Genomic DNA, 24,277 nt, shown 5'->3' with positions numbered 1-24,277 from the left:
ACCGCGCAAGTGAGCGGAGCGCGACAGGGAAGTCAGTGGAAAAAGCTTGCAACAAAAAAAAACATCGTTATAATGCCCGAATCGAATGACAGACTTTAGGCGCGTAGCTCAGTTTGGTTAGAGCACCACCTTGACATGGTGGGGGTCGGTGGTTCGAGTCCACTCGCGCCTACCAAATATAAAGCACCGCATGACGGTGCTTTTTTTATTGTGGGATCGAAAAATGCCGGTAATTACACTTCCAGACGGTTCTCAACGCCAATTCGACCAAGCGGTTACCGTAATGGATGTCGCCACGTCCATCGGCGCGGGTTTGGCAAAAGCCACCCTGGCGGGCAAGGTCAATGGCCGATTAGTCGATGCGTCCACGCTTATTGAAACCGATGCCACTCTGCAAATTGTTACCGCCAAGGACGATGAAGGCGTTGAAGTGATTCGCCATTCGACCGCGCATTTGCTGGCTCAAGCCGTTAAGCAGTTATTTCCTTCAGCGCAAGTCACGATCGGTCCGGTCGTCGAAAACGGCTTTTACTACGATTTTGCTTTCGAACGCTCGTTTACGCCCGACGATTTGGCGGCTATCGAGAAGCGCATGCAAGAACTGGCTTCGCAAGATATATCGGTTAGCCGGTCGGTGTTGTCGCGCGACGAGGCGGTTAGCTTTTTCGAGGGTCTGGGCGAAAAATACAAGGCGGAAATCATTGCTTCGATTCCGGCCAACGAAGATCTGTCGCTCTATAAGCAAGGAGATTTCACCGATTTGTGCCGCGGCCCGCATGTGCCGAGCACCGGCAAGCTAAAGGCGTTCAAATTAATGAAGATCGCTGGCGCCTATTGGCGCGGCGACTCCAAAAACGAAATGCTGCAACGCATCTACGGTACCGCCTGGGGCGATGCCAAGGAATTGGCGGCGTATCTGCATCGGCTGGAAGAGGCCGAAAAGCGCGACCACCGTAAAATCGGCAAGGTCCTGGATTTGTTTCATACCCAGGAAGAAGCGCCGGGCATGGTATTCTGGCATGACAAAGGCTGGACCATTTATCAACAGATCGAGCAATACATTCGCGAAAAATTGCGAGTGAACGGCTACGGCGAAGTCAAGACTCCGCAGATCGTCGATCGCAGCTTGTGGGAAAGGTCGGGTCACTGGGATAAATTCAGTGCGATGATGTTCACGACCAATTCGGAAAATCGCGATTACGCGGTCAAGCCGATGAACTGTCCGTGCCACATCCAGATTTACAACCAAGGCATCAAGAGCTATCGCGATTTGCCGGTCCGCTTGGCCGAATTCGGTTCCTGTCACCGTAACGAGCCGTCGGGTACCCTGCACGGTTTGATGCGGGTCCGCAACTTTGTCCAGGACGATGCCCATATTTTCTGCACAGAAGATCAGATCCAGTCCGAGGTTTCGGCGTTCATCGATCTTTTGTTCGAAGTGTACAAAGACTTCGGCTTCGATCAAGTGATCATCAAATTGTCGACACGCCCTGAAAACCGGGTCGGAGATGACGCGGTTTGGGACAAGGCGGAAGGCGCTCTTGAGTTGGCCTTGAACAACAAAGGCCTGGACTGGCAATTGCAACCTGGGGAAGGGGCTTTTTACGGTCCGAAGATCGAATTTTCATTAAAAGATTGCATTGGCCGGGTTTGGCAGTGCGGCACGATACAGGTGGATTTTTCGATGCCGGCCCGGTTGGATGCCAGTTATATCGGCGAAGACAGCGCTCGCCATGTGCCGGTGATGCTGCACAGAGCGGTGTTGGGCTCGCTGGAGCGTTTCATCGGTATTCTGATCGAGCAATACGCCGGAAATTTTCCGTTGTGGCTGGCGCCCGTCCAGGTCGTCGTGATGAATATTACCGACAAACAGGCCGATTACGCCGAACAAGTGCGTCTGGAGCTGGAAAAACAAGGTCTTAGAGTTAAAATTGACTTGAGAAACGAGAAGATAGGCTTTAAAATCCGCGAGCATTCCATGCAGCGTGTACCGTATTTACTGGTAATCGGCGACAAAGAGATGGAGAATAGGACCGTCGCGGCGCGTACGCAGCAAGGTGACGATCTGGGAAGTCTGGCGGTTTCGGAGTTGGTTGAACGCTTGAAACACGAGATTGCCGACAGGAAATAATAACAACGTGGAGGATTAGGGTATCAGCTCTAAAAAAGATGCAACACGCTTAAACACCGATATAACCGCTAGACGGGTTCGGGTGATAGGCGCAGAAGGTGAACAAGTCGGTGTAGTCTCAATAAACGAAGCTTTACAGCTTGCTTACGACGCAAATCTGGATCTTGTCGAGATTTCGCCGAATGCCGATCCTCCCGTTTGTAAAATCATGGATTTTGGCAAGTATCAGTTTGAGCAGAACAAAAAACTGCAAGCTGCCAAGAAGAAACAAAAGCAAATCCAGATTAAGGAAATCAAGTTCCGACCGGGCACCGAAGAAGGTGATTACCAGGTCAAGATTCGGAGTTTGGTCAAATTCCTCAACGAGGGCGATAAAACCAAGATTACCGTGCGTTTTAAAGGTCGCGAACTGACTCACCGTGAGTTGGGTATGGACTTGTTGAAGCGTATCGAAACCGACCTGGAAGAGCTGGCCTCCGTCGAGCAATTCCCCAAGTTGGAAGGTCGGCAGATGGTCATGGTTATGGCCCCGAAAAGAAAGAAATAATTAAGATTTCGCCGTTTCGATAAACGGTAGTCCGCGCGGGATGGTGCGGTCTTAAGGGCGTTTTGCCCAAAAATTCAATGGGGCCAAGCATTTTGCCTCACTGGGTTTTTTCTCAGGGATTATTACTTTGACTCATTGGAGAAAACAAATGCCAAAACTGAAAAGCCACAGTGGCGCGGGTAAGCGCTTCAAGAAAACCGGCACCGGCGGTTTCAAATGCAAGCAATCGCATAAGCGTCATATCCTGACCAAAAAAACCACCAAACGTAAAAGACAATTGCGTAAAACAGCCATCCTGCATCCATCGGATACGCCATTGGTAGCACGCATGCTGCCTTATAGTTGATCGATTCGTCATTTGCAGAGAGAGTTAAAACATGGCTAGAGTTAAACGCGGTGTCACCGCTAGAGCAAGACACAAAAAAATCCTGAAATTGGCTAAAGGCTATTATGGCGCCCGCAGCCGAGTCTATCGCGTCGCCAAGCAAGCGGTCATTAAGGCCGGCCAGTACGCTTACCGCGACCGTAAGGCTAAAAAACGCCAATTCCGCGCTCTGTGGATCGTGCGTATCAACGCTGCCGCGCGTCAGTTCGGCATATCCTACAGTCGCTTGATCAACGGTTTGAACAAAGCCAATGTTGCCATCGATCGCAAAGTCCTGGCCGATTTGGCCGTGCGCGACATCGAAGCGTTTGGCGAGATAGCCAAAGTCGCTATCGCCAACCAAAGCAAACCGTAACAAAATCCGAGTCGTCCGCGCGGACGACTCGCGGTCGCTACCTCTCCGCCAAGGCGGGGAGGGCTCCCCGGGAATCCGCTAAAGGGAGCGGTTACCCCCTCAATGTCAGACTATAGTGAGCTGAGTCGTGTCGGCTGGTATCGAAGATATTATTACGCAGGCATTACAAGCGCTTGCCAATGCACAAGATCTGGAACAGCTGGATCAGATCAGGGTTCATTATTTGGGCAAAAAAGGCCTGTTTACGGAGCGCATGAAGGCCCTGGGCGGTTTGGACCCCGAGCAGAGACGGAGTGTCGGTCAAGTTATCAATAATGCCAAAACCGCCTTTCAGGACGCGCTCGAAACGCGTAGGCAGTTGCTGGAGAATGCCGAACTCGAGGCTCGTTTGGCTGCGGGGCGAATCGACGTCACGTTGCCCGGTAGAGGGCAATCCAGCGCCGGACTGCATCCGGTAACCGTCACCCAGCGACGCATCGCTAAGATTTTCGCGGACGCCGGTTTTACGATCGCCGAAGGTCCGGAAATCGAAGACGATTACCACAATTTCGGCGCGCTCAACATACCCGAGCATCACCCGGCCAGGGCGATGCACGATACCTTTTATTTCGATGCGCATACCGTGCTGCGCACCCATACGTCGCCGGTACAAATTCGGGTCATGGAATCGGAGAAGCCGCCGCTGAAAGTCATCGCGCCCGGCCGCGTCTACCGTTGCGATTCCGATATGACCCATTCGCCGATGTTTCATCAGGTTGAGGGCTTTCTGGTCGATACCGACGTCAGCTTCGGCGACCTGAAGGGCGTCATATTCGAATTCCTGCGGGCTTTTTTTGAGAAGGAAGTCGACGTCAGGTTTCGGCCGTCTTATTTCCCGTTCACCGAGCCGTCGGCGGAGTTCGACGTTTCATGCGTCATGTGCGACGGCCAGGGCTGTCGCGTCTGTAAACAGACAGGTTGGCTGGAAGTTGGCGGATGCGGGATGATCCATCCGGAAGTCTTCAAGTCGGTCGGTATCGATCCCGAGCAATACTCGGGTTTCGCCTTCGGAACCGGTGTTGAGCGCTTGGCAATGATGCGTTACGGTATCAACGACCTGCGGATGTTCTTCGAAAACGACTTGAAATTTTTGCAACAGTTTAGGTAACGGTGGATTGAATCATGCAAGTTAGCGAAGCCTGGTTGAGGGAGCTGGTTAACCCGCCGATCGATACCGCCGCCTTGGTTGCTCAACTGACGATGGCCGGCTTGGAAGTCGATGCGGTCACGCCGGTCGCGGCGGAATTCAGCGGCGTCGTCGTCGCGGAAGTGCTGTCGACCGAGCAGCACCCCAACGCCGATAAGTTAAGAGTCTGTCGAGTCAATGTCGGCCAAGCCGAGCCTCTGCAAATCGTTTGCGGTGCCAGCAATGTCCGGCCTGGTTTGAAGGTGCCGGCCGCTCTGATTGGCGCGATCTTGCCCGGCGACTTCAAAATCAAGGAATCCAAGTTACGCGGTGAATTATCGTTCGGCATGCTGTGTTCGGAAAAAGAACTCGGCCTTGCGGCGACTTCCGACGGTTTGATGGAGTTGCAAAGCGACGCGCCGGTAGGCGTGGATATTCGCGAATATCTGTTGTTGAACGACAATATTATCGAGTTGGGATTGACGCCTAATCGAGCCGATTGCCTCAGTGCGGTTGGCGTTGCCAGGGAAATGGCGGTATTGAACAAGCAGGCGTTTACGCCAACCGAACCCGCCGCCGCCGAAATCGGTCATTCGGACGTGCTGGAAGTTCAGGTTGAAGCACCGGAAGCGTGCCCGGTTTATTTGGGACGCTTGATTAAAGGGATCGCTAGGGATGCTAAAACCCCGCTCTGGATGTTGGAGCGCTTGCGTCGTAGCGGTGTCCGCGGCTTGAGCGCGGTTGTCGATGTCACCAATTACGTGCTCTTGGAATTGGGTCAGCCCTTGCATGCATTCGATGCGGCGAAACTGGCCGCGCCCGTCGTCGTTCGGCGCGCTAAGGCGGGCGAATCGCTGGCGTTGTTAAACGACCAAACCATCGAGTTGGACGAAGACAGTCTGGTTATTGCCGATCAACGCCAATCCCTGGCATTGGCCGGTGTGATGGGCGGCAAGAGCAGTGCGGTATCGGATCAAACTTGCGATATTTTCTTGGAATGCGCATTCTTCACGCCGATTAGCGTAGCCGGCAAGGCTCGGCAATATGGCTTGCATACCGATTCGTCCCACCGTTTCGAACGTGGCGTCGATTTCAGATTGCAACATCGGGCCCTCGAGCGCGCGACGCAATTGATACTTGAGATTGCGGGTGGTAGCGCTGGTCCGATCACGGAAGCGGTCGACGAAGATGCGCTGCCGGCCCGTAGTCCGGTCAAGTTGCGTAGCGACCGAATTGCGAAGATACTCGGAATCGAGTTGTCCAACGAAGCGGTCGCAACCTTATTCCAGGGCTTGGGAATGACGGTTGCGCAAGTCGCGGATGGTTGGGAAATCACCCCGCCAGGATTTCGTTTCGATATAGCCATCGAAGCGGATCTATTGGAAGAAATCGGCCGCATCCATGGTTATAACAACCTGCCCAGCAGCAATTTGCGCATGCGCGCCGAACTGGGCAAAGCGCCGGAAAATCGCTTGACGCTCGAGCGGTTGCAAGACGCATTGGTGGATAGAGGCTATCAGGAAGTTATCACGTACAGCTTTGTCGATGAAGCGATGCAAAACGCCGTCGCACCCGGTGCCGAATTTATACGGATTCAAAACCCGATTTCGTCGGAACTGGCGGTCATGCGTACCACGCTCTGGTGCGGTCTATTGAACGCCGCGCTTTACAACACTCATCGCCAACAAAGTCGAGTTCGCTTGTTCGAGTCCGGCCTGCGTTTCGTATATCGCGATGGTCAGATCCAGCAGCAAAAAATGCTCGCCGGGCTGGCCCTGGGTAGCGTTCATGCGGAACAATGGGCAGAGAAGACCCGTAGGGTCGATTTCTTCGATGTAAAGGCTGATGTCGAAGCTCTACTCGCGTTAGGTGCGTCAGCCGCCGGTTTCCGCAGTGCTCAACATTCGGCCCTGCATCCTGGTCAGTCGGCTGAAATCGTTGGTTTAGAGGGCGACAGTATCGGTTGGCTGGGAATGTTGCATCCTTTGTTGGAAAAGCAGTTGGGTTTCGATAGTCCGGTATTTTTATTTGAATTGGCTCTCGATGCTTTAACGATTCGGCAAGTGCCCAGTTTCAGCTCGCTGTCTAAATTTCCGTCGGTACGTCGGGATTTAGCATTGGTGGTCGATCAGGCCGTTGCCGCCGGCGATATCGTCCGTTGTGTCCTAGACTGTCGGGAACCGGCTATTCGGGAAGCGGCGATTTTCGACGTCTACCAAGGGCAAGGCGTCAGTGAGGGTCACAAAAGCGTGGCCTTGAGCGTGGTATTACAGGATTTCGAGCAAACTCTGACCGACACTGAAATTGATGCTATATTTCGCAGGGTGCTCGATACTTTGGCGACCAATCTGAATGCAAAATTGAGGGAGTGATTGTGGCATTAACCAAAGCAGACATTGCGGAAAGACTTTTCGAAGACCTAGGCTTGAACAAACGAGAAGCCAAGGAAATTGTCGAATTGTTTTTCGAAGAAATTAAACGTTGCCTGGAGACCGGGGAGCAAGTGAAAATTTCCGGATTCGGCAAATTCGAGCTGAGAGACAAAAACGGCCGACCGGGCCGTAACCCCAAAACCGGAGAAGAAATCCCGATTACTCCACGCCGGGTCGTGACGTTCAGAACCGGACAGAAACTGAAAGCCCGAGTGGAAGCCTATGCTGGAACCCAGTAATAACAACGAGTTGCCGGTTATACCGGCGAAGCGCTATTTCACGATAGGCGAAGTTAGCGAACTATGCGGGGTTAAGCCCCACGTATTGCGATACTGGGAGCAGGAGTTTAGCGAACTCAGTCCGGTAAAACGCCGTGGCAACCGCCGTTATTACCAACGACACGACGTATTACTGATACGGCAAATCAGAGCGCTGTTGTACGAGCAAGGCTACACGATAGGCGGCGCCAGGGCGCATCTGGCCAGCGGTAGCGCCAAGGAAGACACGCTAAGGACCAAGCAGCTTATCCACCAGATGATAAGCGAACTGGAAGATATTTTAGAACTTTTGAAGTGATCAATCGGCAAAGCCGTGCTACAATAACCGGCTAATTTAGTTCATCAGCATTTCTTTTCGGGGCGTAGCGCAGCCTGGTAGCGCACTTGTCTGGGGGGCAAGTGGTCGTGGGTTCAAATCCCGCCGTCCCGACCAATTAAATCAACTACTTATAAAGCATGTGGTTGCTATAAGTTTCAGAATTGTCATTTCGGCACAACAATTTTCAATGCTTGCCGACTGATCGTTACTGGAAAGCTACTTACTCTCTTTGCTCTAGCCGGACTTGGTTAAAATCCCGGTCATCCAAATTAGTTGCAAACTAATCCCGGCCTGATTCCCAAATTTTCTGGCAATATCTAAGTTCAGCGATTCTAACGTTATACTATTCGGCCAACCGAATCGTTAGATAGGACTCCTGATTTACGGATAGAAACGAAAAGAAGGCCCTCAGCGAAACCGACATCTGCGACCTTTTCATCACTCCAGCTATCCGCGACGCCGGCTGGGACACCATCCGACAAATTCGCCGCGAAGTAACTTTAACCCCCGGCCCCATCGTCGTTCGTGGCAATGTTTCCTCGCGCAATAAGAAAAAAAGAAATTTGCCGACTATGTGCTGTACTGGGAACCCGGCGTGCCAGTTGCGGTAGTTGAAGCCAAAGACAACAGCCAAACCGTCAGCCACGGCCTGCAACAAGCTTTGGGCTATGCCGAAATCCTGCAAGTGCCTAGCGCTTTCAGTTCCAACGGAGACGCTTTTACCGCCCATAACAAGGTACCAAATCCCGGCGACGATATGGAAACCGAATTTGCACTGGATGCCTTTCTGCCTCCTGACCTAGTTTGGCAACGCTACAAACACTATCGCGGTATCGCCGACCAAAACGAAAAACTGGTCATTCAGTCCCGAGGCTTCCGGTTTCTGGACTGGGGCGAAGTCTCAGCAGCGCCGCCATTTATCGGCCACGAGGTGCCAATTGCTAAACTGACACTTGTCGCGTGCTAATTGCCCACAGTTTGAACATTGCACTAAGCCGGTTGTGACCTCGTGTTCTACGTTCAAAACATGTTCCGCATGGCTTAGCGCCGCTGCCATGGTTGTCGCATCCTGACTGCACTACCCGAGGAGTTCATTGATGATGCTGGGATCGTTTTCGCCAATGCCTACCCAGTAATCGAGTGGCTTCTGACGATCACTGGCTGATAGCTCTACTTTCAGCTTGATGCTCTTTTTGTCTGACGGAACCTGCGGAACCTCTGTTATTAAATTAAAACAGGCTAAAAATTGCGTTTCAGGTAAAATCCGCAGTCCAAATCCGGCGCGATCCCGCCGCCGGCAATCTCTGCTATTCTGACATTTCCCTCTTGTTATCAAATGGATATGAGTTTTTTTGCTCGCGTGATTTTTTTGGCGCTTTGCCTGTATTCCGCAGTCGGCCGAGCTGCCGATGTCGACAATGTCGGCTTTCTGATTTTGAATTACCACGACATTCTGGAAGAGGAAGAGCGAGTGCCGCCGTTCGACAGGATCGCGGTCAACAAAACCCATCTGGAAGACCACTTCGCCTGGCTGAAAAAGAACAACTACCATGTCATCAGCATTCAGGATTTAGTGGATGCCCAGCACGGCGAGAAGGCGCTGCCCAGCAAGGCGGTGATTCTGACCTTCGACGACGGCTATTTGAGTTTTTATACCCGAGCCTTGCCCTTGTTGAAAAAGTACAAGTATCCGGCGACGTTGGCGGTGGTCGGTTCGTGGTTGGATCAAAAAGCCTCGCACAACAATATTCCGCTGATGAGCGCGGCCCAGGTTCGCGAAGTGATGGCCAGCGGTTTGGTCGAGATCGCTTCGCATAGCTACGACCTGCATCATGGCGTGGTCGCCAATCCGCAAGGTAGTGAAGAAAGCGCCGTCACGTCCAGACTTTACAGCAGCGAATACGAAGAATACGAAAAAGACGAGGATTATCGAAAACGCCTGTTTCAGGAGCTTAATAAGAGTTCGGAGCGACTGTTGCAGGTGTTGGGTCAGCGGCCCCGCGTGATGGTATGGCCCTACGGCGAATACAACACCATCGCGCTGGAAGCCGCCAAAATGGCCGGCATGTCATTGACGATGGGCTTGGACGACGGGGTGAACACGCTGGCCAACGTTCACGCGATGAAACGGATGATGTTGGCCGACGATCCCAATGTTCAACAATTCGCGGAAATCGTCACCAAGAAACGCGTGGGGAGAGAGTTGCGGGTCGCGCATGTGGACATGGATTATATCTACGACGACGACGAGGAGCAGACCGCCAAAAACTTGAGCGCGTTGGTCGAACGGATCGCGCAGAGCGGCGCCAATACTGTTTATCTACAAGCCTATTCCGATCCCGATGGCGACGGCAACGCCGATAAATTGTATTTCCCGAATCGGCACCTGCCGGTACGCCGGGATATGTTTAATTACGTGGCGTTTCAATTGCGTAAGCGTGCCGGCGTCAAAGTTTATGCCTGGATGCCGATCATGGCCTACAAGGCCGACGTGCCATTGAAGTGGTATGTCAAGGAATGGCGGGACGGCGAGCCGCAGTTATCTCGGCACGTCTACACCCGCTTGTCGCCGTTCAACCCGGAAGCTCGCCAATTCGTCGGCGAAATTTACGAGGACTTGTCCAAGCACTGCGATTTCAACGGTATTTTGTTTCATGACGACGGCATTCTGTCCGATTTCGAGGATGTGTCGCCCCAGGCATTGGAGTTTGCCCGCGACGTTTGGGGATTGCCGGGCGAATTCGACAAACTCCACGCTTCCAGCGAACTGCGTCTCCGCTGGGCGCAACACAAGACCGAGTTGATCGGCCAGTTCACCGACTATTTGACCGATCGAGTGCGCTTTTACCGCCCCTATATTTCGACCGCGCGCAATTTTTATTCGCTGCCTTTGTTGAAGCCGTATAGCGAGGAGTGGTATGCCCAATCGTTTCCGGCCTTTATGAAGCATTACGACTATGTGGCGATCGAGGCGATGCCGTTCATGGAAGATGCCGAGAATCCCAAGCAATGGTTGACGGAATTGGTGCAGAAAACCGCGCAAGTGCCTGGCGGCTTAGACAAAATGGTGTTCGAACTGCAAACGGTGAATTGGAAAAAACAGCAGGACATCCCGATGGCGGTATTCGGCGAACAATTTCAGATTCTGAAAAAAAACGGCGCCAAGCACATCGGCTATTATCCGGATAACCTGTATCACGACCAGCCCAAGTTGGAAGAATTGAAGAAGTATTTTCCGGTCGCCAGGAAGGAATAAGCCCTTATGGATGACATCATGGCTCAACCGTGGTTCGAACAGCTGATTGACTGGAAACTGCTGTTGCAGGAACGTTTGCAAGACTTACCTTGGGAGCACATCGACGAATGGTTGTCGCGCTTCGTATTTTACTATCCGTTGCTGATGGCCTACGTCTGGATGCTGGGCGGCATCCTGTATTACTGGCGTTGGGAACGCAAGCGCGGTAGCGTTTGGTCGGACGTTCCGGATTTGGCCGAATACCCGCCGGTGTCGATTCTGATCCCTTGTTACAACGAGGGCGAGAATGTCCGCGAGACCATCGAATACTTACTGCACCAGAAATACCCGAATTTCGAAATTATCGCGATTAACGACGGCAGCAAGGACAATACCCTGGAAATTCTGCACGAGTTGGCCGACCAACATTCCAAGCTTAGAGTCGTGAATCTGGCCAGCAACCAAGGCAAGGCCGTGGGTTTGCGGACGGCGGCCTTGTTGGCCAACAGCGAGATTCTGATCGGCATCGACGGCGATGCGCTATTGGCGCCCAATGCGACCGCCTGGATCGTCAGGCATTTTTTGGAAGATCCGAACGTCGGCGCGGTGACCGGCAATCCGCGTATCCGCAATCGCTCGACGCTGCTGGGCAAGATTCAGGTCGGCGAATTTTCGGCGATCGTCGGCATGATCAAGCGCGCGCAGCGCTCTTACGGACATATCTTTACGATTTCCGGCGTGATAGCGGGCTTTCGCAAGTCCGCGTTGCACGATGTCGGCTATTGGAGTCCGGACATGGTGACCGAGGACATCGACATCAGTTGGAAGTTGCAACTGGCCGGCTGGATGATACGCTTCGAGCCGAATGCCTTATGCTGGGTGCTGATGCCGGAGACCTTGAAGGGCTTGTGGAAACAGCGTAGCCGCTGGGCGCAAGGCGGCGTCGAGGTGATGCTGCGCTATTTTCGCTCGCTGTTTAACTGGCGCAGCCGCGGTATGTGGCCTTTATACCTGGAATGCTGCATTAGTCTGAGCTGGGCGTTTTTGGTCGTGGGAATGTTGGCTTGGGTGCCTTGGCAATGGGTTTCCGCCCAGCAGCCGGCCGAGGCCCTGGAGGACCTGTCGCCGCATTGGACCAGCATGCTGTTGTGCGTGACCTGCCTGATCCAATTTGGGGTGAGTCTGGCGATCGATGCGCGCTATGAGCGCCAGAACGGCCAGTCCGCGCAGCATTACTACTGGATGATTTGGTATCCGATCGTGTATTGGTTGATCAATGTCGGCACGACCATCAACGGCTGCATCAGCGCATTGCGTAAGAAGCGCGGTCAACGAGCGGTCTGGGTCACCTTGGACAGAGGTTTGCGGAGCAAATGAAGGATATCATCATCAATCAGCCGCACCTGCAAAGCGTGCGGCAGAAGCTTGGTTCGGCGTTGCTGGCGCTCGCGAGTTGGCTGTTGTGGCTATATTTCTTAACACCCTTGTTCACGCTTGGGGCCTGGTTGATGGGTTTGAAGAGTCTGTCCGACGAAATCCGCTGGTTCGGCGGCTACAAAACCCTGTTGGAGCTGATGCAGCTCTATGCCGAAATTATATTGGTCATCGCGCTGCTTTGGTTGGTGTGGACGGTCTATCTGGCTTGGCTACGTGCGCATCGTCCGCCGCATCGGCCGCCGCCGGTGACCGATTCGCAGTTGGCCACCGCCTTCAAAGTCGACGTCGAGTTGTTGAGCAAAGCGCGTACGGGTAATAAGTTGACCGTGCATTTCGACGACCACGCCGTCATTACCCGGATTGGCGACAGTTCTTGATCCCGCGGGCGGGTCGCCGGCGGCGGTGGCTTTTGTCCGGACGGGGCTTGGTGCTACACTGTAAACACCCGTATTTAAGGATCAATGACCATGCAGCTTGCAATCTCGGCGCTAGGCAACAAGGCTAGCGGCTTCATCGTGGAAATTTTATCGGCATTGAGCGCCTGTCAGTGCACGGTGATCGAGTTGCGTACCGCCAATTTGACTCAATTGAGTTCCGCCTATCTGTTGATATCCGGCAACTGGAATCATATCGCTAAATTGGAAGGTATGCTGGATGCGGTCAAGCTACGCTTCAACCTGCAAATCAGCTATCTGAGGCCCGAGGACGGCAAGTCGGAGATTGAGGGCGTGCCGTATACGCTGGAAACTATTTCGGTGGATAAGGATGATGTGTTGTTCGCGGTGAGTGCGTTTTTGCTGGAGCGGGGCATCACGATCGAGGAAGTCAGTGCCAGCCGCCATCAAGCGCCGTTCTTCAACAATCCGGTTCTATCCAGCCGTTTCGTTCTGCTGGTTCCGCCGGACGTGCGGATTCTGTCGTTGCGGGAAGAGTTTTTGGATTTCTGCGACACCTTGAATATCGATGCGATTTTGGAACCTATCAAAAGGTAACGTGATGACTCTTTCTATTGGCGCCCCTGTTCCTGATTTTGAAATTGCCGCCACCGGCGATAAAACCATTCGTCTCGGCGACTACCGGGGTAGGAAACTGGTTTTGTATTTCTACCCCAAAGACAATACGCCGGGCTGCACTCAGGAAGGTATTGCGTTTCGCGATAATATAGACCGCTTCTCTCAATTGAATGCGGTGATCTTCGGGATTTCCCGCGACAGCGTTAAAGTACACGAAGGCTTTAAAGCCAAGCAACAATTTCCGTTCGATCTGCTGGCCGACCAGGACGAGGCGCTTTGTCGTTTGTTCGATGTGATCAAGACCAAGAACATGTACGGCAAACAAGTATTAGGCATCGAGCGTAGTACCTTCGTCATCGACGAAAACGGGGTATTGCTGAAGGAATGGCGTAAGGTTCAGGTTAAAATTCATATCCCGGAAGTCTTGGCCTATTTGGAAAGTCTGGCCTGATTCCCCGGTCGAGCCGGCCCTCCCTAGGTGTTTAAGGAATCGCTAGGGAAGTCCCCGTTGGGTTAATTCGCGCGATTGCCGCCCAAAAAGCAATCTGCCGCCGCTTAGTTGGAACGCCCGATACCCGATAGGTTTTCCGGCCTGATTTCAACTTCTTACGAGCGCTAGGCCGCGCCCGCTCTAGCGTTCGTTCCATTGCCCGTCCTAGCTCGCGGCCCGCTTAAGATTGTTTAATCGGGTGGTTTTGGCGATAATGCCGTGACATATTAATCATTTGGACACCAAACATGAACGAAATGCTGACCTCCGGAATTGAAGTCATGTTGATTGGCATGGGCATGGTTTACGCATTTTTGGCCATGCTGATCGTCGCGATCAGCTTAATGTCGGCGTTTATCCAACGCTATTTTCCGGAACTGCCGGCTCAGTATCCGGATGCTCCGGTCGCTCAAAGCGGTGACAAAGCCGTGGTTGCCGCCATCGCGGCGGCGGTACATCAATACCGCAAGAAACATCGAAAAGCATAAGCCTTGCCCAAAAGGCATCGATATACGACCCAAAAAAGTCATTAGGAGATAGAGAGTGGAAAAGGTTATCAAGCCCCTGGGAATCACCGAGGTGGTGTTGCGAGACGCCCATCAGTCGATTCTGGCAACTCGGTTGCGTATCGAGGATATGCTGCCGATCTGCGCGCAGTTGGATCAAATCGGCTACTGGTCGCTCGAGTCTTGGGGCGGTGCCACTTTCGACGCTTGCGTGCGCTATTTGGGTGAAGATCCTTGGGAGCGTTTGCGCTTGCTCAAAAAAGCCATGCCCAACACGCCGCAACAGATGTTGTTTCGCGGCCAGAATATTCTAGGCTATCGGCACTATGCCGACGATGTAGTCGATAAATTTGTCGAGCGTTGCGTCGTAAACGGTATCGATGTGTTCCGGATATTCGACGCGATGAATGACATGCGCAATATCGAACGTGCCGTCAAAGCTGTTTTAAATACCGACGCTCACGCCCAAGGCACGATTTCGTACACCACCAGCCCGGTACATACCATTAAAAAGTGGGTCGAACTCGGCAAACAGATCGAGGACATGGGGGCCCATTCCATCTGTATCAAGGACATGGCCGGTCTGTTGACGCCTTATGACGCCTACGAATTGGTCAGCAAGCTGAAACGAGCGGTGGCCGTCCCTATCCATATGCAATGCCATGCCACCACCGGCCTGAGTGTCGGGACCTATATCAAGGCGATAGAGGCCGGCGTCGATAACGTCGATACCGCGATCTCGTCGCTGAGCATGACTTATGGTCACAGCCCCACCGAAACGGTCGTGGCGATGATGGCCGGTCAAAAGCGCGACACCGGCCTGGATTTGGTCAAGCTGGAACGTATCGCCGATTATTTCAGGGAAGTCCGTAAAAAATACGCGCAATTCGAAGGCAGTTTGAAAGGCGTGGACGGCCGCATCCTGATTTCGCAGGTACCCGGCGGCATGCTGACCAATATGGAAAGTCAATTGAAGGAGCAGGGGGCTTCCGATCGTTTCGACGAGGTACTGCTCGAGATTCCCAAGGTTCGCAAGGATCTCGGTTACATCCCCTTGGTAACGCCAACCTCGCAAATTGTCGGTACTCAGGCCGTGTTGAACGTGTTGTCCGGCGAACGTTACAAAACCATCAGCAAGGAAACCGCGGGGGTATTGAAAGGCGAGTACGGTGCGACGCCCGCGCCTGTCGATAAGGCATTACAGGCCAGAGTGTTGAATGGCGGTGAGCCGATCACGTGCCGGCCGGCCGATTTGTTGGAGCCGGAAATGGATAAGTTGATCGCCGAGGTTAAAGCCAAGGCGGCGGCCGATAACGTCAAATTGGCCGAGAATGTCGAGGAAGATGCGTTGATCGACGGTTTGTTTGCTCAAGTCGGTTGGAAGTTCATTCAAAACCGAGGCAACCCTGCCGCGTTCGAACCTGCTCCCGGCGCCGAGCCCGCGGCCGTCGTTGCCGCGCCGACGCCGGCGCAGATTAGCTCGGAAGCTCCGGCTGAAAGCTATACCGTCAACGTGGACGGCAAGAATTTCCACGTGGTGGTCGCTCCGGGCGGCGGCGCGGCCGAGATCGTTGTACAGCCGATTGCCAGCAAATTGGTCATCGACGAAAGCGGCCCGATGTTGGCGGCTACCGCGCCCATCGTCAGCGGCAAGGGCGTGGTCGAGTCGCCGCTGGCCGGCGTGGTATTGCGAGTTAATGTCAACGTCGGTTCGCATTTGTCGGAAGGCGACGTGGTGTTGATCATGGAAGCCATGAAAATGGAAACCGAGATTCGCGCCAAGGTGGCCGGCATCGTTAGCGCCGTCAACGTCAGGCAGGGCGACTCGGTGGCGGTCGGCGACATCCTGGTCACGTTGTAAATATTCGTCAGGCCTTTATCGAACCAATCAAGAGCTCCATGGAAAATATCAGACTATTGTGGGAAAACACCGGCATCTATAACGCGACCGGATCGCAGGTCGCTATGATGGCGGTCGGATTTCTATTGCTGTATTTGGCCATTAAAAAAGGGTTTGAACCCCTGTTGTTGCTGCCTATCGGTTTCGGCGCGGTACTGAGCAATATTCCAGCCGCCGGCATGATAGACGAGGGCGGTATCTTGTACTACATGTATTACGGCATTAAAGCCGGCGTGTTTCCGTTGTTGATCTTCATGGGTGTCGGTGCGATGACTGACTTCGGCCCGATGCTGGCCAATCCGAAAACCTTGTTTTTGGGGGCCGCCGCCCAGTTCGGCATCTTCGCCACATTGTTCGGCGCTTTGGCTTTGAATGCGGTTCCGGGCATGCAATTCAGCTTGCGGGAAGCCGCCGCGATCGCGATTATCGGCGGCGCCGACGGTCCTACCGCGATTTACGTAGCCTCCAAATTGGCGCCGGAATTACTTGGCGCTATCGCGGTGGCCGCTTATTCTTACATGGCGCTGGTGCCGTTGATTCAACCGCCGATTATGCGAGCGCTGACCAGCGAAGCCGAGCGCCGGATCGAAATGCAGCAATTGCGTAGCGTCGGCAAGACCGAAAAAATTGTGTTCCCATTGATGTTGCTGGTGTTAACCGCCTTCTTGCTGCCGTCGGCCGCGCCGCTGGTCGGGATGTTTTGTCTGGGCAATCTGATGAATGCTAGCGGTGTGGTTGACCGCTTGAGTAAAACCGCACAGAACGAAATGATTAACATCGTCACGATCTTTTTAGGTTTGTCGGTCGGATCCAAACTCAGCGCCGAAGCCTTTTTGAAAGTCCAGACCTTGGGCATCCTGGGTTTGGGGGCGATCGCGTTCGCGATCGGTACCGCCAGCGGCGTCATCATGGCCAAGATCATGAACCGCTTCAGCAGCACGCCGATCAATCCGCTGATCGGTGCCGCCGGCGTCTCGGCGGTGCCGATGGCGGCCAGGGTCGCCAATAAAATCGGTCTGGAGAGCAACCCGCACAATTTCTTGTTAATGCACGCGATGGGGCCGAACGTGGCAGGCGTGATCGGCTCTGCGGTTGCGGCCGGTGTGTTGTTGAGTTTGGTGCGTTGATAGTCTGACCAATTTTATGACAGCCGAAGCCGAGGCTCGAAAGCCGAGTGTTCTTTGGCTAACCTCAAGCTATCCGCGCTACCAAAACGATAGCGCATCGGTTTTTCTACGCTACTTGGCCGAAGCGCTTGCCAAACAAAATTTCGATATTCGGGTGTTAGCCCCCGATCATCCGGATCAATGTTCATACGACTCCGCCGTTTCCCTCCAGCATTTTCGTTACAGTTTCAATCGACGTAAACAGGCCCTGGCGTACGGTTCTGGCATATTGCCAAATCTGCGAGTTAGACCGACGCTGATTTTTCAGGTGCCTGGGTTCATCGCGGCGATGTTTTTCCGCGCCGCCAGAGAAATCGTCCGTGATAAACCCACGTTGCTTCATGCCCACTGGATTTTTCCGCAAGGCACACTGGCTGTGGTGTTAGGCAAACTGTTTAAGATCCCGGTGTTAGTCACCGCGCATGGCGCGGATGCGTTCGGATTAACTGGGCCTGGGCTGGCGGCGATAAAGCGCTGGACCGTCCAGCAGGCATCGGCTTGGACTAGCAATACCCAGGCGACGGCCGGAGCAGTGGCTTGCAAGCATTGCGGTGCGGTTATTTTACCGATGGGCATACCCTTCGACTGCTTCGCGGCGGTTTCTAAACCGATAGTGACCGATAAAAGTCATCCCGAAAAATACGTGGTGTTGTTCATCGGTCGCTTAGTCGAAAAGAAGGGCGTGACCGATTTAATCATGGCGTGCGCCCGGCTGCCAAATGAGTTACACGAGCGAGTCGAGCTAAGGATTATTGGTGATGGCGAGGAACGGCAAGCGCTCGAAATGCAAGCCCTACGCTCGGGTATCTCGCACCATGTGACATTTCTCGGACGAATCGCGAACCACGAGTTACCGGACCACTACGCAAATGCCGATATATTTGTTGCCCCGTCGATAGTCGATTCGAGCGGCGATACCGAAGGGCAGGGCGTTATATTGCTGGAAGCCATGGCGGCTGGGGTACCTGTGGTCAGCACCAGAACCGGCGGTATCGGCGAAGTGATCGAACACGCCGTGAACGGTATTTTGGTTGAGCCTAATTGTCCGGAACAATTGGCCGAAGCCCTGACGACCTTGATTCAAGATCGGCAATATCGTCAACGATTGAGTGACGCGGGGAAAATCACCGCGAGTAAATACGATTGGAAAGCGGTTTCCGAGACGTTTGCGACCGTTTACCAGAAACTCATTCCCGATTGTAAGTATGGATGCGGTTAGCTAGCCCTCTCCAAGAAAACTTGGGCGATTTTCAAACTATTAGCGACCACTTGATGCATATCGTAATAAATATATTGGCCGCAACGGCCGATAAAGGTCATATGCTTCAGTTGTTCCGCTTTAGCTTTATAGCGCTTATATAACTGTTGCGGCTCGCCGGATACCGTCTTAACCGGATAATAGCGCTCGAAACGATTGTCCTCGTCGCGGCACGGCATTTCCTTGGTCAGCAACACGTGCTCGGCGCCTAAATTACAACCAGGATATAAACGCCAGTCGGTTTGCCGGGTATAACACCCGTCATCGGTAAAATTTATGGTGGGTGTCGGTTGACTATGTTCCGGCATCAATTGATGCTCAAACTTGATGGACCGATAAGGCAAGCGCCCGAAGCATTCATCGAAATAAACATCGATCGGCATCGAATTGAATACGTGGAAATACTCGTGTTCCATGGCTTTATCGAATTCGCAATTTAAAACAATGGAAATCGCCGGGTGGTCCAATAGCTTTTTGAACAGGCCGATATAACCATCCGCCGGCATAGCCTGAATACTATCGTTAAAGTAATCTGCGTTGTCGTCATAGCGTATCGGCAAACGTTTCAACACTTCGGCCGGTAATTCCGTTAAATCCAAATCCCACATCTTACGTGTGTAACGGCCGAAAAATAACTCGGTTAAATCCGGGCCGAATACGTTTTCCGCTACTTGTCGCGCGTTACTTGGGTTTTCATTCGGAATACGCAAGGTACTCAGGAATACCTTGACCGCCTCTTCATCATAGAGACTTTGCCGATATATGCGGTTAATGGTGGTTCTATTAATCGGCAAAGGCACATAACCTACGTCATCGACCCAGGCTTGAACCTGATGTCGATAAGGTAGCCACTCGGTAAATCGCGACAGATAATCGAAAATCCGCTGGTCGTTGGTATGAAAAATATGCGGACCATATTGGTGAACGCGTAAATTCAAATCCGGATTAATCGGGTCATGCGCATTGCCGGCAATATGGTCGCGTCGGTCGATCACTTTCACGTTAAACCGCCCGCTATCGGCCAACTGCCGTGCAATCACAGCGCCGGCAAACCCGGCGCCAACGATGAGAATATCCGCTATCATGAGTTAATCCATTCGATAAGGCGACGCGCTTGGTCTGCCCAACTGGGAATCGGCAGGCGAACTGTATAGCCGGAGTTCAATAAATAACTAGCCTTGTTGCAGAAGTCGGCCAGATCATCCTGTGTATATAAACATTCCGGGTGATCGCGAAAGGTTTGCCCAACCGCGCCGACATTCGTGGCTAAAATCGGCGTTTCGGTGGCGAGAATCTCGTAGGTCTTTTGCGGAAAGGCGTATCGGCCGAACTCGCTATCGCGCAGACAAATCATTGCCAAGTCAAGCGCGCTATAAAAGCCGTTAATTTGACGATGCGGCAATAGACCCAAATAGTGAACTCGCGGATGATTGGGGATAGGGCAGCTAGGGTCAGTTGGTCCGGCCAACACTAAATGAACCGAACTGTCGTTATCGGCTAATTGCAAAAAGCCGGCGTAGAGCAAATCGACACCGCGATTTTTGTCCAGCGAACCGGCTAAGCCAATTAGTTTTGCATGAGCAGGCAAATTCAGGTGTTGCCTGCATAGAGTTTTATTCTGTGGAAAAAAGTCATTGCCCGCGATCGTGCTTTCCAACGTGATAACGTTGTGATGCTGATATCGCTGCCGGATAAAATTTGAAAGTGGTTCGCTGACACAACTAATGCCTTCGGCGTTTCTTATCGCGAGACGATATAAAGACAAAAGTCCGGGCAATTTTGCCAGCCCGAAACTCTCATAATTATCGTAAAGATCGAGATAATAGGGTATCTTAAAAAGTTTGGCGAATAGAGCGGTTATAACGGCATGAAGACAGTCGGAGCTACCCAATAAAATATCCGGTTCAAATTGCTTAATAAGCAAAAATGTGTTGGCAAAGTACCTCGGCAAACCGGGGACTATTAACCTGCCGGCATCGAAGCCATGCCACTCCAAAGAATTCGAGCTATTATTTATGTGTATAAAATGACCGGAAGTGCAGCGATGGTAGCCAAGACAAATTCCTCGGATATAGTGCCCAATTAATGCTAATTGTTTTGGCAGTTCGTAAAGCCTAGCATAACGGTCGTCGATGACGTCGTGTTGCATATAGTGGCGCTTGCATAAGAAAACAATTCTCATTTAAATTGAGAAATATATTTTCCAGCAAAAAAAATACAGCGATAAATAATAAATGCTGTGTTTTTAATTTTGCTGTTTTTAATGACGCGTGATCCATTTTCTGTTAATAGAATAGCAAAGCTAGAAAATAGCATAAATATATTTAACTGATTGCCAACTGCGATAGAAGGTTTAATAATCGATTTTAATAAAGCTAACGAAAACTTAGTGGCGGACAAATTGGTGTCTATGACATGATGTATTGTGTTATCGCCAAATGCTGAATAGCTTAGTTGACCATAATTATGATCATAAATTACCAAATAATTGTTATCGGGAATTATATCTGGTTGAAAGTGTGTGGCCGTGGTTGGGATGTAAGCCTGGGAAGGCCATTTTCCTCGAATATCATTTTTAAAATCAGTAATGGCTGATTCAACAGAATAAGAATAATCGACAATCCCCATGTAGTGGTAAAATTCCTGCAGTTCTTCGTAAATTGCTAAAAGCTTGGCTACGGCACTTTTAGATTTTGAGTATTTGTTGAAAAAATATAGCTTGTTCCTGACTCTGTAGTAAACACGCCATACATTGGATGGCTTGTAACCATTGAAATGATGCCAAACAACGGAATTTGTATTGCAAAATATTTTCTTGCCAAAAGTCTTTATTCGAGTTGACCATTCGATATCATCCCAGAAGATAAACATATCCGGATCTATTTTGCCAAAAGCAATAATATCACTCATTCTAACGAGCATCGAGCAAGCTGCACAGTAATCAACTTCTAATACGCTCTTATCCGGTCGCTTTGAAATTTTGGATTTACCATGGTTAATTAACCTAACTTTAAAATTATTCCAATCAATATCGCCACCGCATTCTTGTATAATATCGGTACCAGCTATTAATATTTGAGATCCGCAGATACTTGTTTCAAGGCTGCTATCCAAAGTATTAACCAAATGAAGCAAGGCGTCGCTTTCAACGACCACATCGTTATCTAGCAGCCAACAATACTTATATCCGTTATCTTGCGCGTATTGTAAACCTATATTGAAACCGCCAGCTCCGCCAGTATTTTCCGGATTGTTGATAACAATAGTATTTGGAAAGTATTCGGCTATAGCTTCAAAAGTGTGATCGCTTGAGAAATTATCAACCACGATTACATCGTAATTTGGATAATTAAGATGTTGTAATGAATTGAGCAGTTCTAAAACGAATGCTTTCTTATTCCAGGTTACGATGACAATTGCAACTTTAGAGGTCTGCATAATCGTTATTTAGAACTTTTTGATAAATTTTTAAATGAGCCGCTAAAAACATTTCCTTGGCATAGCGTTCTTTGACTATTTGAAGGCCGATTGATCGCCATATCACCAATGTTTCCGGGTTGTTGACGGCGTAATTCAAGCCATCAACTAAACCTTGCACATCGCCGGTTTTTGCAAGCCATCCGGTTTTGTTATGTTCAATAATTTCAGGAACGCCACCGGTTGCAAATGCAATAGCTGGTGTTCCACACGCCATGGTTTCAATGGCGACGGTTGGTAAATTATCAGCCAATGTAGGAAAAAGAAATACATCTGCCGCAGCATAATATTGTGCTAAAAGCTGGTCATTATAAATATATCCAGTATTATAAACATTTAATCCTTGAAAAAGAATTAAATGGCTTTGTTCTAATTTTCCAATGGCCAAAATAAAAGGTGATGGATTTATTTTTTTTAGTGCTTCAACAGCAAGATGCGAGCCCTTTCTAACTTCTGACAAACTAGTCGCCGTTAATAAAACAATAAACCGGTCCTGAGGTAGATTAAGAATGGTTCTAAGTATCCTGCGGTCCAATGGTTTGTAGATATTCGTATCCACATAATTAGGTATTACAAGGGGTGTTATTTTGAAATCGATAACCTTCATCGCTTCTTCTGCCAACCATCTCGATGGGGCGATAGGCACAATCGGCCATTGTTGCAGTAATCGCCGTTTATATTGCTGCATATAGCCTGTTAAATCAATTGATGTCCCCAATGGCAACAAATTTAATTGCGGACAATTATTGCAATGATCATAGTGAGCTTTACAATCCATAGGATATATACAGCCACCAGTAAATGGTGAGCAATCATGAAATGTCCATATAATAGGTTTACGTTTTACAAGCCAAGAGATAGCTAAAGGGGAAAATGTAAATGAAATGTCATGAAAATGATAAAGATCATATTCGACAGTTTTGCGACTCATATGAATCAAAAGCTCAGGCGTTAGAAAGTCTGGAAGTCCAATAGTTCTAGATGTAATTGAGCAAGCACCTTGAATCAGTGATAGCCATTGGCCACCATGGAGCTTATAAGTGTACCAATCAGAATTAATGCTGGGCCGACCTGCCCAGTGATGTGCTGCGTATTCTGAGTTATTGTTTAACAATCGAACTAAACCAGATGCTAGACGACTGCCGCCACCTCCTGTGGCATCCGATTTACTAACGATTGCAATATTCATATTGTCATCATTTAAGAGAATGGCTTAAGATTTTATAATAACTAATGAGCTTTTTATATATAGTGAATGCGATATTCTTTGAGATATAGATAGGACTGCCTCGCCTAATTGTCCTTTCAAGTAGATCAATCTCGTGAGCAATGTTTGCTACAAAGCCAAGTCCGATACTATTGGTACTTAAGTCTTGTCTTAGAAGTTCATTTCTGAGTATTGCGCAGTACTTTGAGTGTATATTATTTATATCGCTCTGATTGTATGAGCTACCTTTAGTTTGGCTGCGACGATGGCAGTTAGCTAAGTATTCTGGTATAAAACCTATATCAAACTCCCTTAAAAAACGAAGATTAAACTCCCAGTCACCAACAACGGGATAGTCTTCACGATATAAACCGATAGTTTCTAACGCGTCACGATGATAAACGAATGATAAATTGGCAATATAATTTCTTCTAGCTAAATGAAATAACGTAACTGAGTCTAATTCTGGTGCGAATGGGTAAGAGCATATTGATATTATTTCAGTATCTAAAAACTTCTCTTCTACTACCAAGGTGTTTGTAACAACCCCTCTATAGCATAAATTGGATGGATTATCCAGAAAGGCAACGGTTTTTCTTAAAAATTCAGGATGCCATGTGTCGTCGTCATCTAAGAATGCAATATATTTGCTTAATGAGTTGGTGATGCCATAATTAGAAGATGCTTCCATTCCCATTGAATGCTCGTTATGCAATACAGTTGAATCTATGCCAATACGCTCTGCTTCATCAATAATTTCATTGACTTTTACTATACTTCCTCCGTCATTAATAACAACCCATTTATAATCTTTAAAAGATTGTGCGGCTATGCTATTTAAAGTCCTTCGTAAAGTCATAGGTCTATTTTTGGTTCGAGTAATAATAACGACGCGTTTCATATAATATTTATTATGATTGTTACTTGTGTTAACACCAAAAATAATAAAGGTGGTTAACTATTCATGCATGATCTT

The 24,277-nt window shown here is 50.4% G+C and carries 22 protein-coding genes, 2 tRNA genes and 1 pseudogene; 20 read left to right on the top strand and 5 right to left on the bottom strand.

Annotation, left to right across the window (positions count from 1 at the left end; all coding sequences use genetic code 11):
• Nucleotides 1-97 precede the first annotated feature (97 nt).
• The 20 genes and pseudogenes from A1355_RS15450 to A1355_RS15355 all read left to right on the top strand — a co-directional run bounded on the left by A1355_RS15450 (nucleotide 98) and on the right by A1355_RS15355 (nucleotide 18,578).
• Nucleotides 98-175 (top strand) — tRNA-Val (locus A1355_RS15450).
• A gap of 48 nt (nucleotides 176-223) precedes the next feature.
• Complete coding sequence (gene thrS, locus A1355_RS15445; protein ID WP_064029739.1) at nucleotides 224-2,131, top strand: threonine--tRNA ligase; 1,908 nt, start codon at nucleotides 224-226, stop codon at nucleotides 2,129-2,131.
• A gap of 22 nt (nucleotides 2,132-2,153) precedes the next feature.
• Nucleotides 2,154-2,678, top strand: a complete 525-nt coding sequence (gene infC, locus A1355_RS15440; RefSeq protein ID WP_082885574.1) for a translation initiation factor IF-3 — start codon at nucleotides 2,154-2,156, stop codon at nucleotides 2,676-2,678.
• 148 nt (nucleotides 2,679-2,826) lie between these two features.
• Nucleotides 2,827-3,024, top strand: coding sequence for a 50S ribosomal protein L35 (gene rpmI / locus A1355_RS15435; protein ID WP_054761633.1), 198 nt, complete (start codon nucleotides 2,827-2,829; stop codon nucleotides 3,022-3,024).
• Between the two features lie 31 nt (nucleotides 3,025-3,055).
• Nucleotides 3,056-3,418, top strand: a complete 363-nt coding sequence (gene rplT / locus A1355_RS15430) for a 50S ribosomal protein L20 (protein WP_064029735.1) — start codon at nucleotides 3,056-3,058, stop codon at nucleotides 3,416-3,418.
• Between the two features lie 127 nt (nucleotides 3,419-3,545).
• The gene (gene pheS / locus A1355_RS15425) at nucleotides 3,546-4,565 is read left to right on the top strand and encodes a phenylalanine--tRNA ligase subunit alpha (RefSeq protein WP_064029733.1); all 1,020 of its coding nucleotides are present in this window, start codon (nucleotides 3,546-3,548) and stop codon (nucleotides 4,563-4,565) included.
• Between the two features lie 14 nt (nucleotides 4,566-4,579).
• Nucleotides 4,580-6,955, top strand: a complete 2,376-nt coding sequence (gene pheT / locus A1355_RS15420; RefSeq protein WP_064029731.1) for a phenylalanine--tRNA ligase subunit beta — start codon at nucleotides 4,580-4,582, stop codon at nucleotides 6,953-6,955.
• Nucleotides 6,955-7,254: an integration host factor subunit alpha gene (ihfA, locus tag A1355_RS15415; RefSeq protein WP_064029817.1), complete on the top strand. Its 300-nt coding sequence runs from the start codon at nucleotides 6,955-6,957 to the stop codon at nucleotides 7,252-7,254. Before pheT ends, ihfA begins: the two co-directional genes overlap by 1 nt.
• Nucleotides 7,238-7,591 carry a MerR family transcriptional regulator gene (locus tag A1355_RS15410; RefSeq protein ID WP_064029728.1) on the top strand — a complete coding sequence of 118 codons (354 nt, stop codon included), beginning with the start codon at nucleotides 7,238-7,240 and terminating at the stop codon, nucleotides 7,589-7,591. Before ihfA ends, A1355_RS15410 begins: the two co-directional genes overlap by 17 nt.
• A 58-nt stretch (nucleotides 7,592-7,649) precedes the next feature.
• A tRNA-Pro gene (locus A1355_RS15405) sits at nucleotides 7,650-7,726 on the top strand.
• A gap of 308 nt (nucleotides 7,727-8,034) precedes the next feature.
• A pseudogene (locus A1355_RS26630) lies at nucleotides 8,035-8,477 on the top strand (restriction endonuclease subunit R); the annotation flags it as partial.
• A gap of 477 nt (nucleotides 8,478-8,954) precedes the next feature.
• Nucleotides 8,955-10,868 (top strand): poly-beta-1,6-N-acetyl-D-glucosamine N-deacetylase PgaB, encoded by a 1,914-nt coding sequence (gene pgaB / locus A1355_RS15395; RefSeq protein WP_231883687.1) that lies wholly within the window; start codon nucleotides 8,955-8,957, stop codon nucleotides 10,866-10,868.
• A gap of 6 nt (nucleotides 10,869-10,874) precedes the next feature.
• Complete coding sequence (gene pgaC, locus A1355_RS15390; protein ID WP_139306161.1) at nucleotides 10,875-12,224, top strand: poly-beta-1,6-N-acetyl-D-glucosamine synthase; 1,350 nt, start codon at nucleotides 10,875-10,877, stop codon at nucleotides 12,222-12,224.
• Nucleotides 12,221-12,661: a poly-beta-1,6-N-acetyl-D-glucosamine biosynthesis protein PgaD gene (pgaD, locus tag A1355_RS15385; RefSeq protein ID WP_064029722.1), complete on the top strand. Its 441-nt coding sequence runs from the start codon at nucleotides 12,221-12,223 to the stop codon at nucleotides 12,659-12,661. Before pgaC ends, pgaD begins: the two co-directional genes overlap by 4 nt.
• Nucleotides 12,662-12,751: 90 nt before the next feature.
• Nucleotides 12,752-13,276 carry a glycine cleavage system protein R gene (locus A1355_RS15380; protein ID WP_064029720.1) on the top strand — a complete coding sequence of 175 codons (525 nt, stop codon included), beginning with the start codon at nucleotides 12,752-12,754 and terminating at the stop codon, nucleotides 13,274-13,276.
• Nucleotide 13,277: 1 nt separating this feature from the next.
• Nucleotides 13,278-13,748 carry a peroxiredoxin gene (locus tag A1355_RS15375; RefSeq protein WP_231883686.1) on the top strand — a complete coding sequence of 157 codons (471 nt, stop codon included), beginning with the start codon at nucleotides 13,278-13,280 and terminating at the stop codon, nucleotides 13,746-13,748.
• 287 nt (nucleotides 13,749-14,035) lie between these two features.
• On the top strand, nucleotides 14,036-14,275 hold the full coding sequence (locus tag A1355_RS15370; protein WP_064029716.1) for an OadG family protein: 240 nt from the start codon (nucleotides 14,036-14,038) through the stop codon (nucleotides 14,273-14,275).
• 55 nt (nucleotides 14,276-14,330) lie between these two features.
• On the top strand, nucleotides 14,331-16,154 hold the full coding sequence (oadA, locus tag A1355_RS15365; RefSeq protein WP_064029714.1) for a sodium-extruding oxaloacetate decarboxylase subunit alpha: 1,824 nt from the start codon (nucleotides 14,331-14,333) through the stop codon (nucleotides 16,152-16,154).
• A gap of 38 nt (nucleotides 16,155-16,192) precedes the next feature.
• Entirely contained in the window at nucleotides 16,193-17,320 is a 1,128-nt protein-coding gene (locus A1355_RS15360; RefSeq protein ID WP_064029712.1) for a sodium ion-translocating decarboxylase subunit beta, read from the top strand.
• Nucleotides 17,321-17,336: 16 nt separating this feature from the next.
• Entirely contained in the window at nucleotides 17,337-18,578 is a 1,242-nt protein-coding gene (locus A1355_RS15355; protein WP_064029710.1) for a glycosyltransferase, read from the top strand.
• Here the strand turns inward: A1355_RS15355 and A1355_RS15350 are convergent.
• Genes A1355_RS15350 through A1355_RS24680 form a run of 5 tightly spaced genes read right to left on the bottom strand, consistent with a single transcriptional unit; the run spans nucleotide 18,575 to nucleotide 24,202 of the window.
• Complete coding sequence (locus tag A1355_RS15350) at nucleotides 18,575-19,702, bottom strand: FAD-dependent oxidoreductase (protein ID WP_064029709.1); 1,128 nt, start codon at nucleotides 19,700-19,702, stop codon at nucleotides 18,575-18,577. The two genes, A1355_RS15355 and A1355_RS15350, sit on opposite strands and share 4 nt — an antisense overlap.
• Nucleotides 19,699-20,766, bottom strand: a complete 1,068-nt coding sequence (locus A1355_RS15345) for a glycosyltransferase (RefSeq protein ID WP_197471822.1) — start codon at nucleotides 20,764-20,766, stop codon at nucleotides 19,699-19,701. The genes A1355_RS15350 and A1355_RS15345 overlap by 4 nt, the downstream gene beginning before the upstream one ends.
• A gap of 29 nt (nucleotides 20,767-20,795) precedes the next feature.
• Nucleotides 20,796-22,055 carry a glycosyltransferase family 2 protein gene (locus tag A1355_RS15340; protein ID WP_064029704.1) on the bottom strand — a complete coding sequence of 420 codons (1,260 nt, stop codon included), beginning with the start codon at nucleotides 22,053-22,055 and terminating at the stop codon, nucleotides 20,796-20,798.
• Nucleotides 22,042-23,283: a glycosyltransferase gene (locus A1355_RS24685; protein WP_082885573.1), complete on the bottom strand. Its 1,242-nt coding sequence runs from the start codon at nucleotides 23,281-23,283 to the stop codon at nucleotides 22,042-22,044. The genes A1355_RS15340 and A1355_RS24685 overlap by 14 nt, the downstream gene beginning before the upstream one ends.
• 7 nt (nucleotides 23,284-23,290) lie before the next feature.
• A complete protein-coding gene (locus tag A1355_RS24680) occupies nucleotides 23,291-24,202 on the bottom strand; it encodes a glycosyltransferase family 2 protein (RefSeq protein WP_082885572.1) in 912 nt (303 codons plus the stop codon).
• Nucleotides 24,203-24,277: the final 75 nt, after the last annotated feature.

The sequence above is a fragment of the Methylomonas koyamae genome (assembly GCF_001644025.1).
GTDB lineage: Bacteria > Pseudomonadota > Gammaproteobacteria > Methylococcales > Methylomonadaceae > Methylomonas > Methylomonas koyamae_A.
This window is presented reverse-complemented; position numbering and strand designations above follow the sequence as displayed.

What these genes read in the sequence shown, in the direction of transcription:
- thrS (WP_064029739.1), top strand. Translation starts at nt 224, where the DNA reads ATGCCGGTAATTACACTTCCAGACGGTTCTCAACGCCAATTCGACCAA.
- rpmI (WP_054761633.1), top strand. Translation starts at nt 2,827, where the DNA reads ATGCCAAAACTGAAAAGCCACAGTGGCGCGGGTAAGCGCTTCAAGAAA.
- rplT (WP_064029735.1), top strand. Translation starts at nt 3,056, where the DNA reads ATGGCTAGAGTTAAACGCGGTGTCACCGCTAGAGCAAGACACAAAAAA.
- pheT (WP_064029731.1), top strand. Translation starts at nt 4,580, where the DNA reads ATGCAAGTTAGCGAAGCCTGGTTGAGGGAGCTGGTTAACCCGCCGATC.
- A1355_RS15410 (WP_064029728.1), top strand. Translation starts at nt 7,238, where the DNA reads ATGCTGGAACCCAGTAATAACAACGAGTTGCCGGTTATACCGGCGAAG.
- pgaB (WP_231883687.1), top strand. Translation starts at nt 8,955, where the DNA reads ATGAGTTTTTTTGCTCGCGTGATTTTTTTGGCGCTTTGCCTGTATTCC.
- pgaC (WP_139306161.1), top strand. Translation starts at nt 10,875, where the DNA reads ATGGATGACATCATGGCTCAACCGTGGTTCGAACAGCTGATTGACTGG.
- pgaD (WP_064029722.1), top strand. Translation starts at nt 12,221, where the DNA reads ATGAAGGATATCATCATCAATCAGCCGCACCTGCAAAGCGTGCGGCAG.
- A1355_RS15380 (WP_064029720.1), top strand. Translation starts at nt 12,752, where the DNA reads ATGCAGCTTGCAATCTCGGCGCTAGGCAACAAGGCTAGCGGCTTCATC.
- A1355_RS15370 (WP_064029716.1), top strand. Translation starts at nt 14,036, where the DNA reads ATGAACGAAATGCTGACCTCCGGAATTGAAGTCATGTTGATTGGCATG.
- A1355_RS15360 (WP_064029712.1), top strand. Translation starts at nt 16,193, where the DNA reads ATGGAAAATATCAGACTATTGTGGGAAAACACCGGCATCTATAACGCG.
- A1355_RS15355 (WP_064029710.1), top strand. Translation starts at nt 17,337, where the DNA reads ATGACAGCCGAAGCCGAGGCTCGAAAGCCGAGTGTTCTTTGGCTAACC.
- A1355_RS15350 (WP_064029709.1), bottom strand. Translation starts at nt 19,702, where the DNA reads ATGATAGCGGATATTCTCATCGTTGGCGCCGGGTTTGCCGGCGCTGTG.
- A1355_RS15345 (WP_197471822.1), bottom strand. Translation starts at nt 20,766, where the DNA reads ATGCAACACGACGTCATCGACGACCGTTATGCTAGGCTTTACGAACTG.
- A1355_RS15340 (WP_064029704.1), bottom strand. Translation starts at nt 22,055, where the DNA reads ATGCAGACCTCTAAAGTTGCAATTGTCATCGTAACCTGGAATAAGAAA.
- A1355_RS24685 (WP_082885573.1), bottom strand. Translation starts at nt 23,283, where the DNA reads ATGAATATTGCAATCGTTAGTAAATCGGATGCCACAGGAGGTGGCGGC.
- A1355_RS24680 (WP_082885572.1), bottom strand. Translation starts at nt 24,202, where the DNA reads ATGAAACGCGTCGTTATTATTACTCGAACCAAAAATAGACCTATGACT.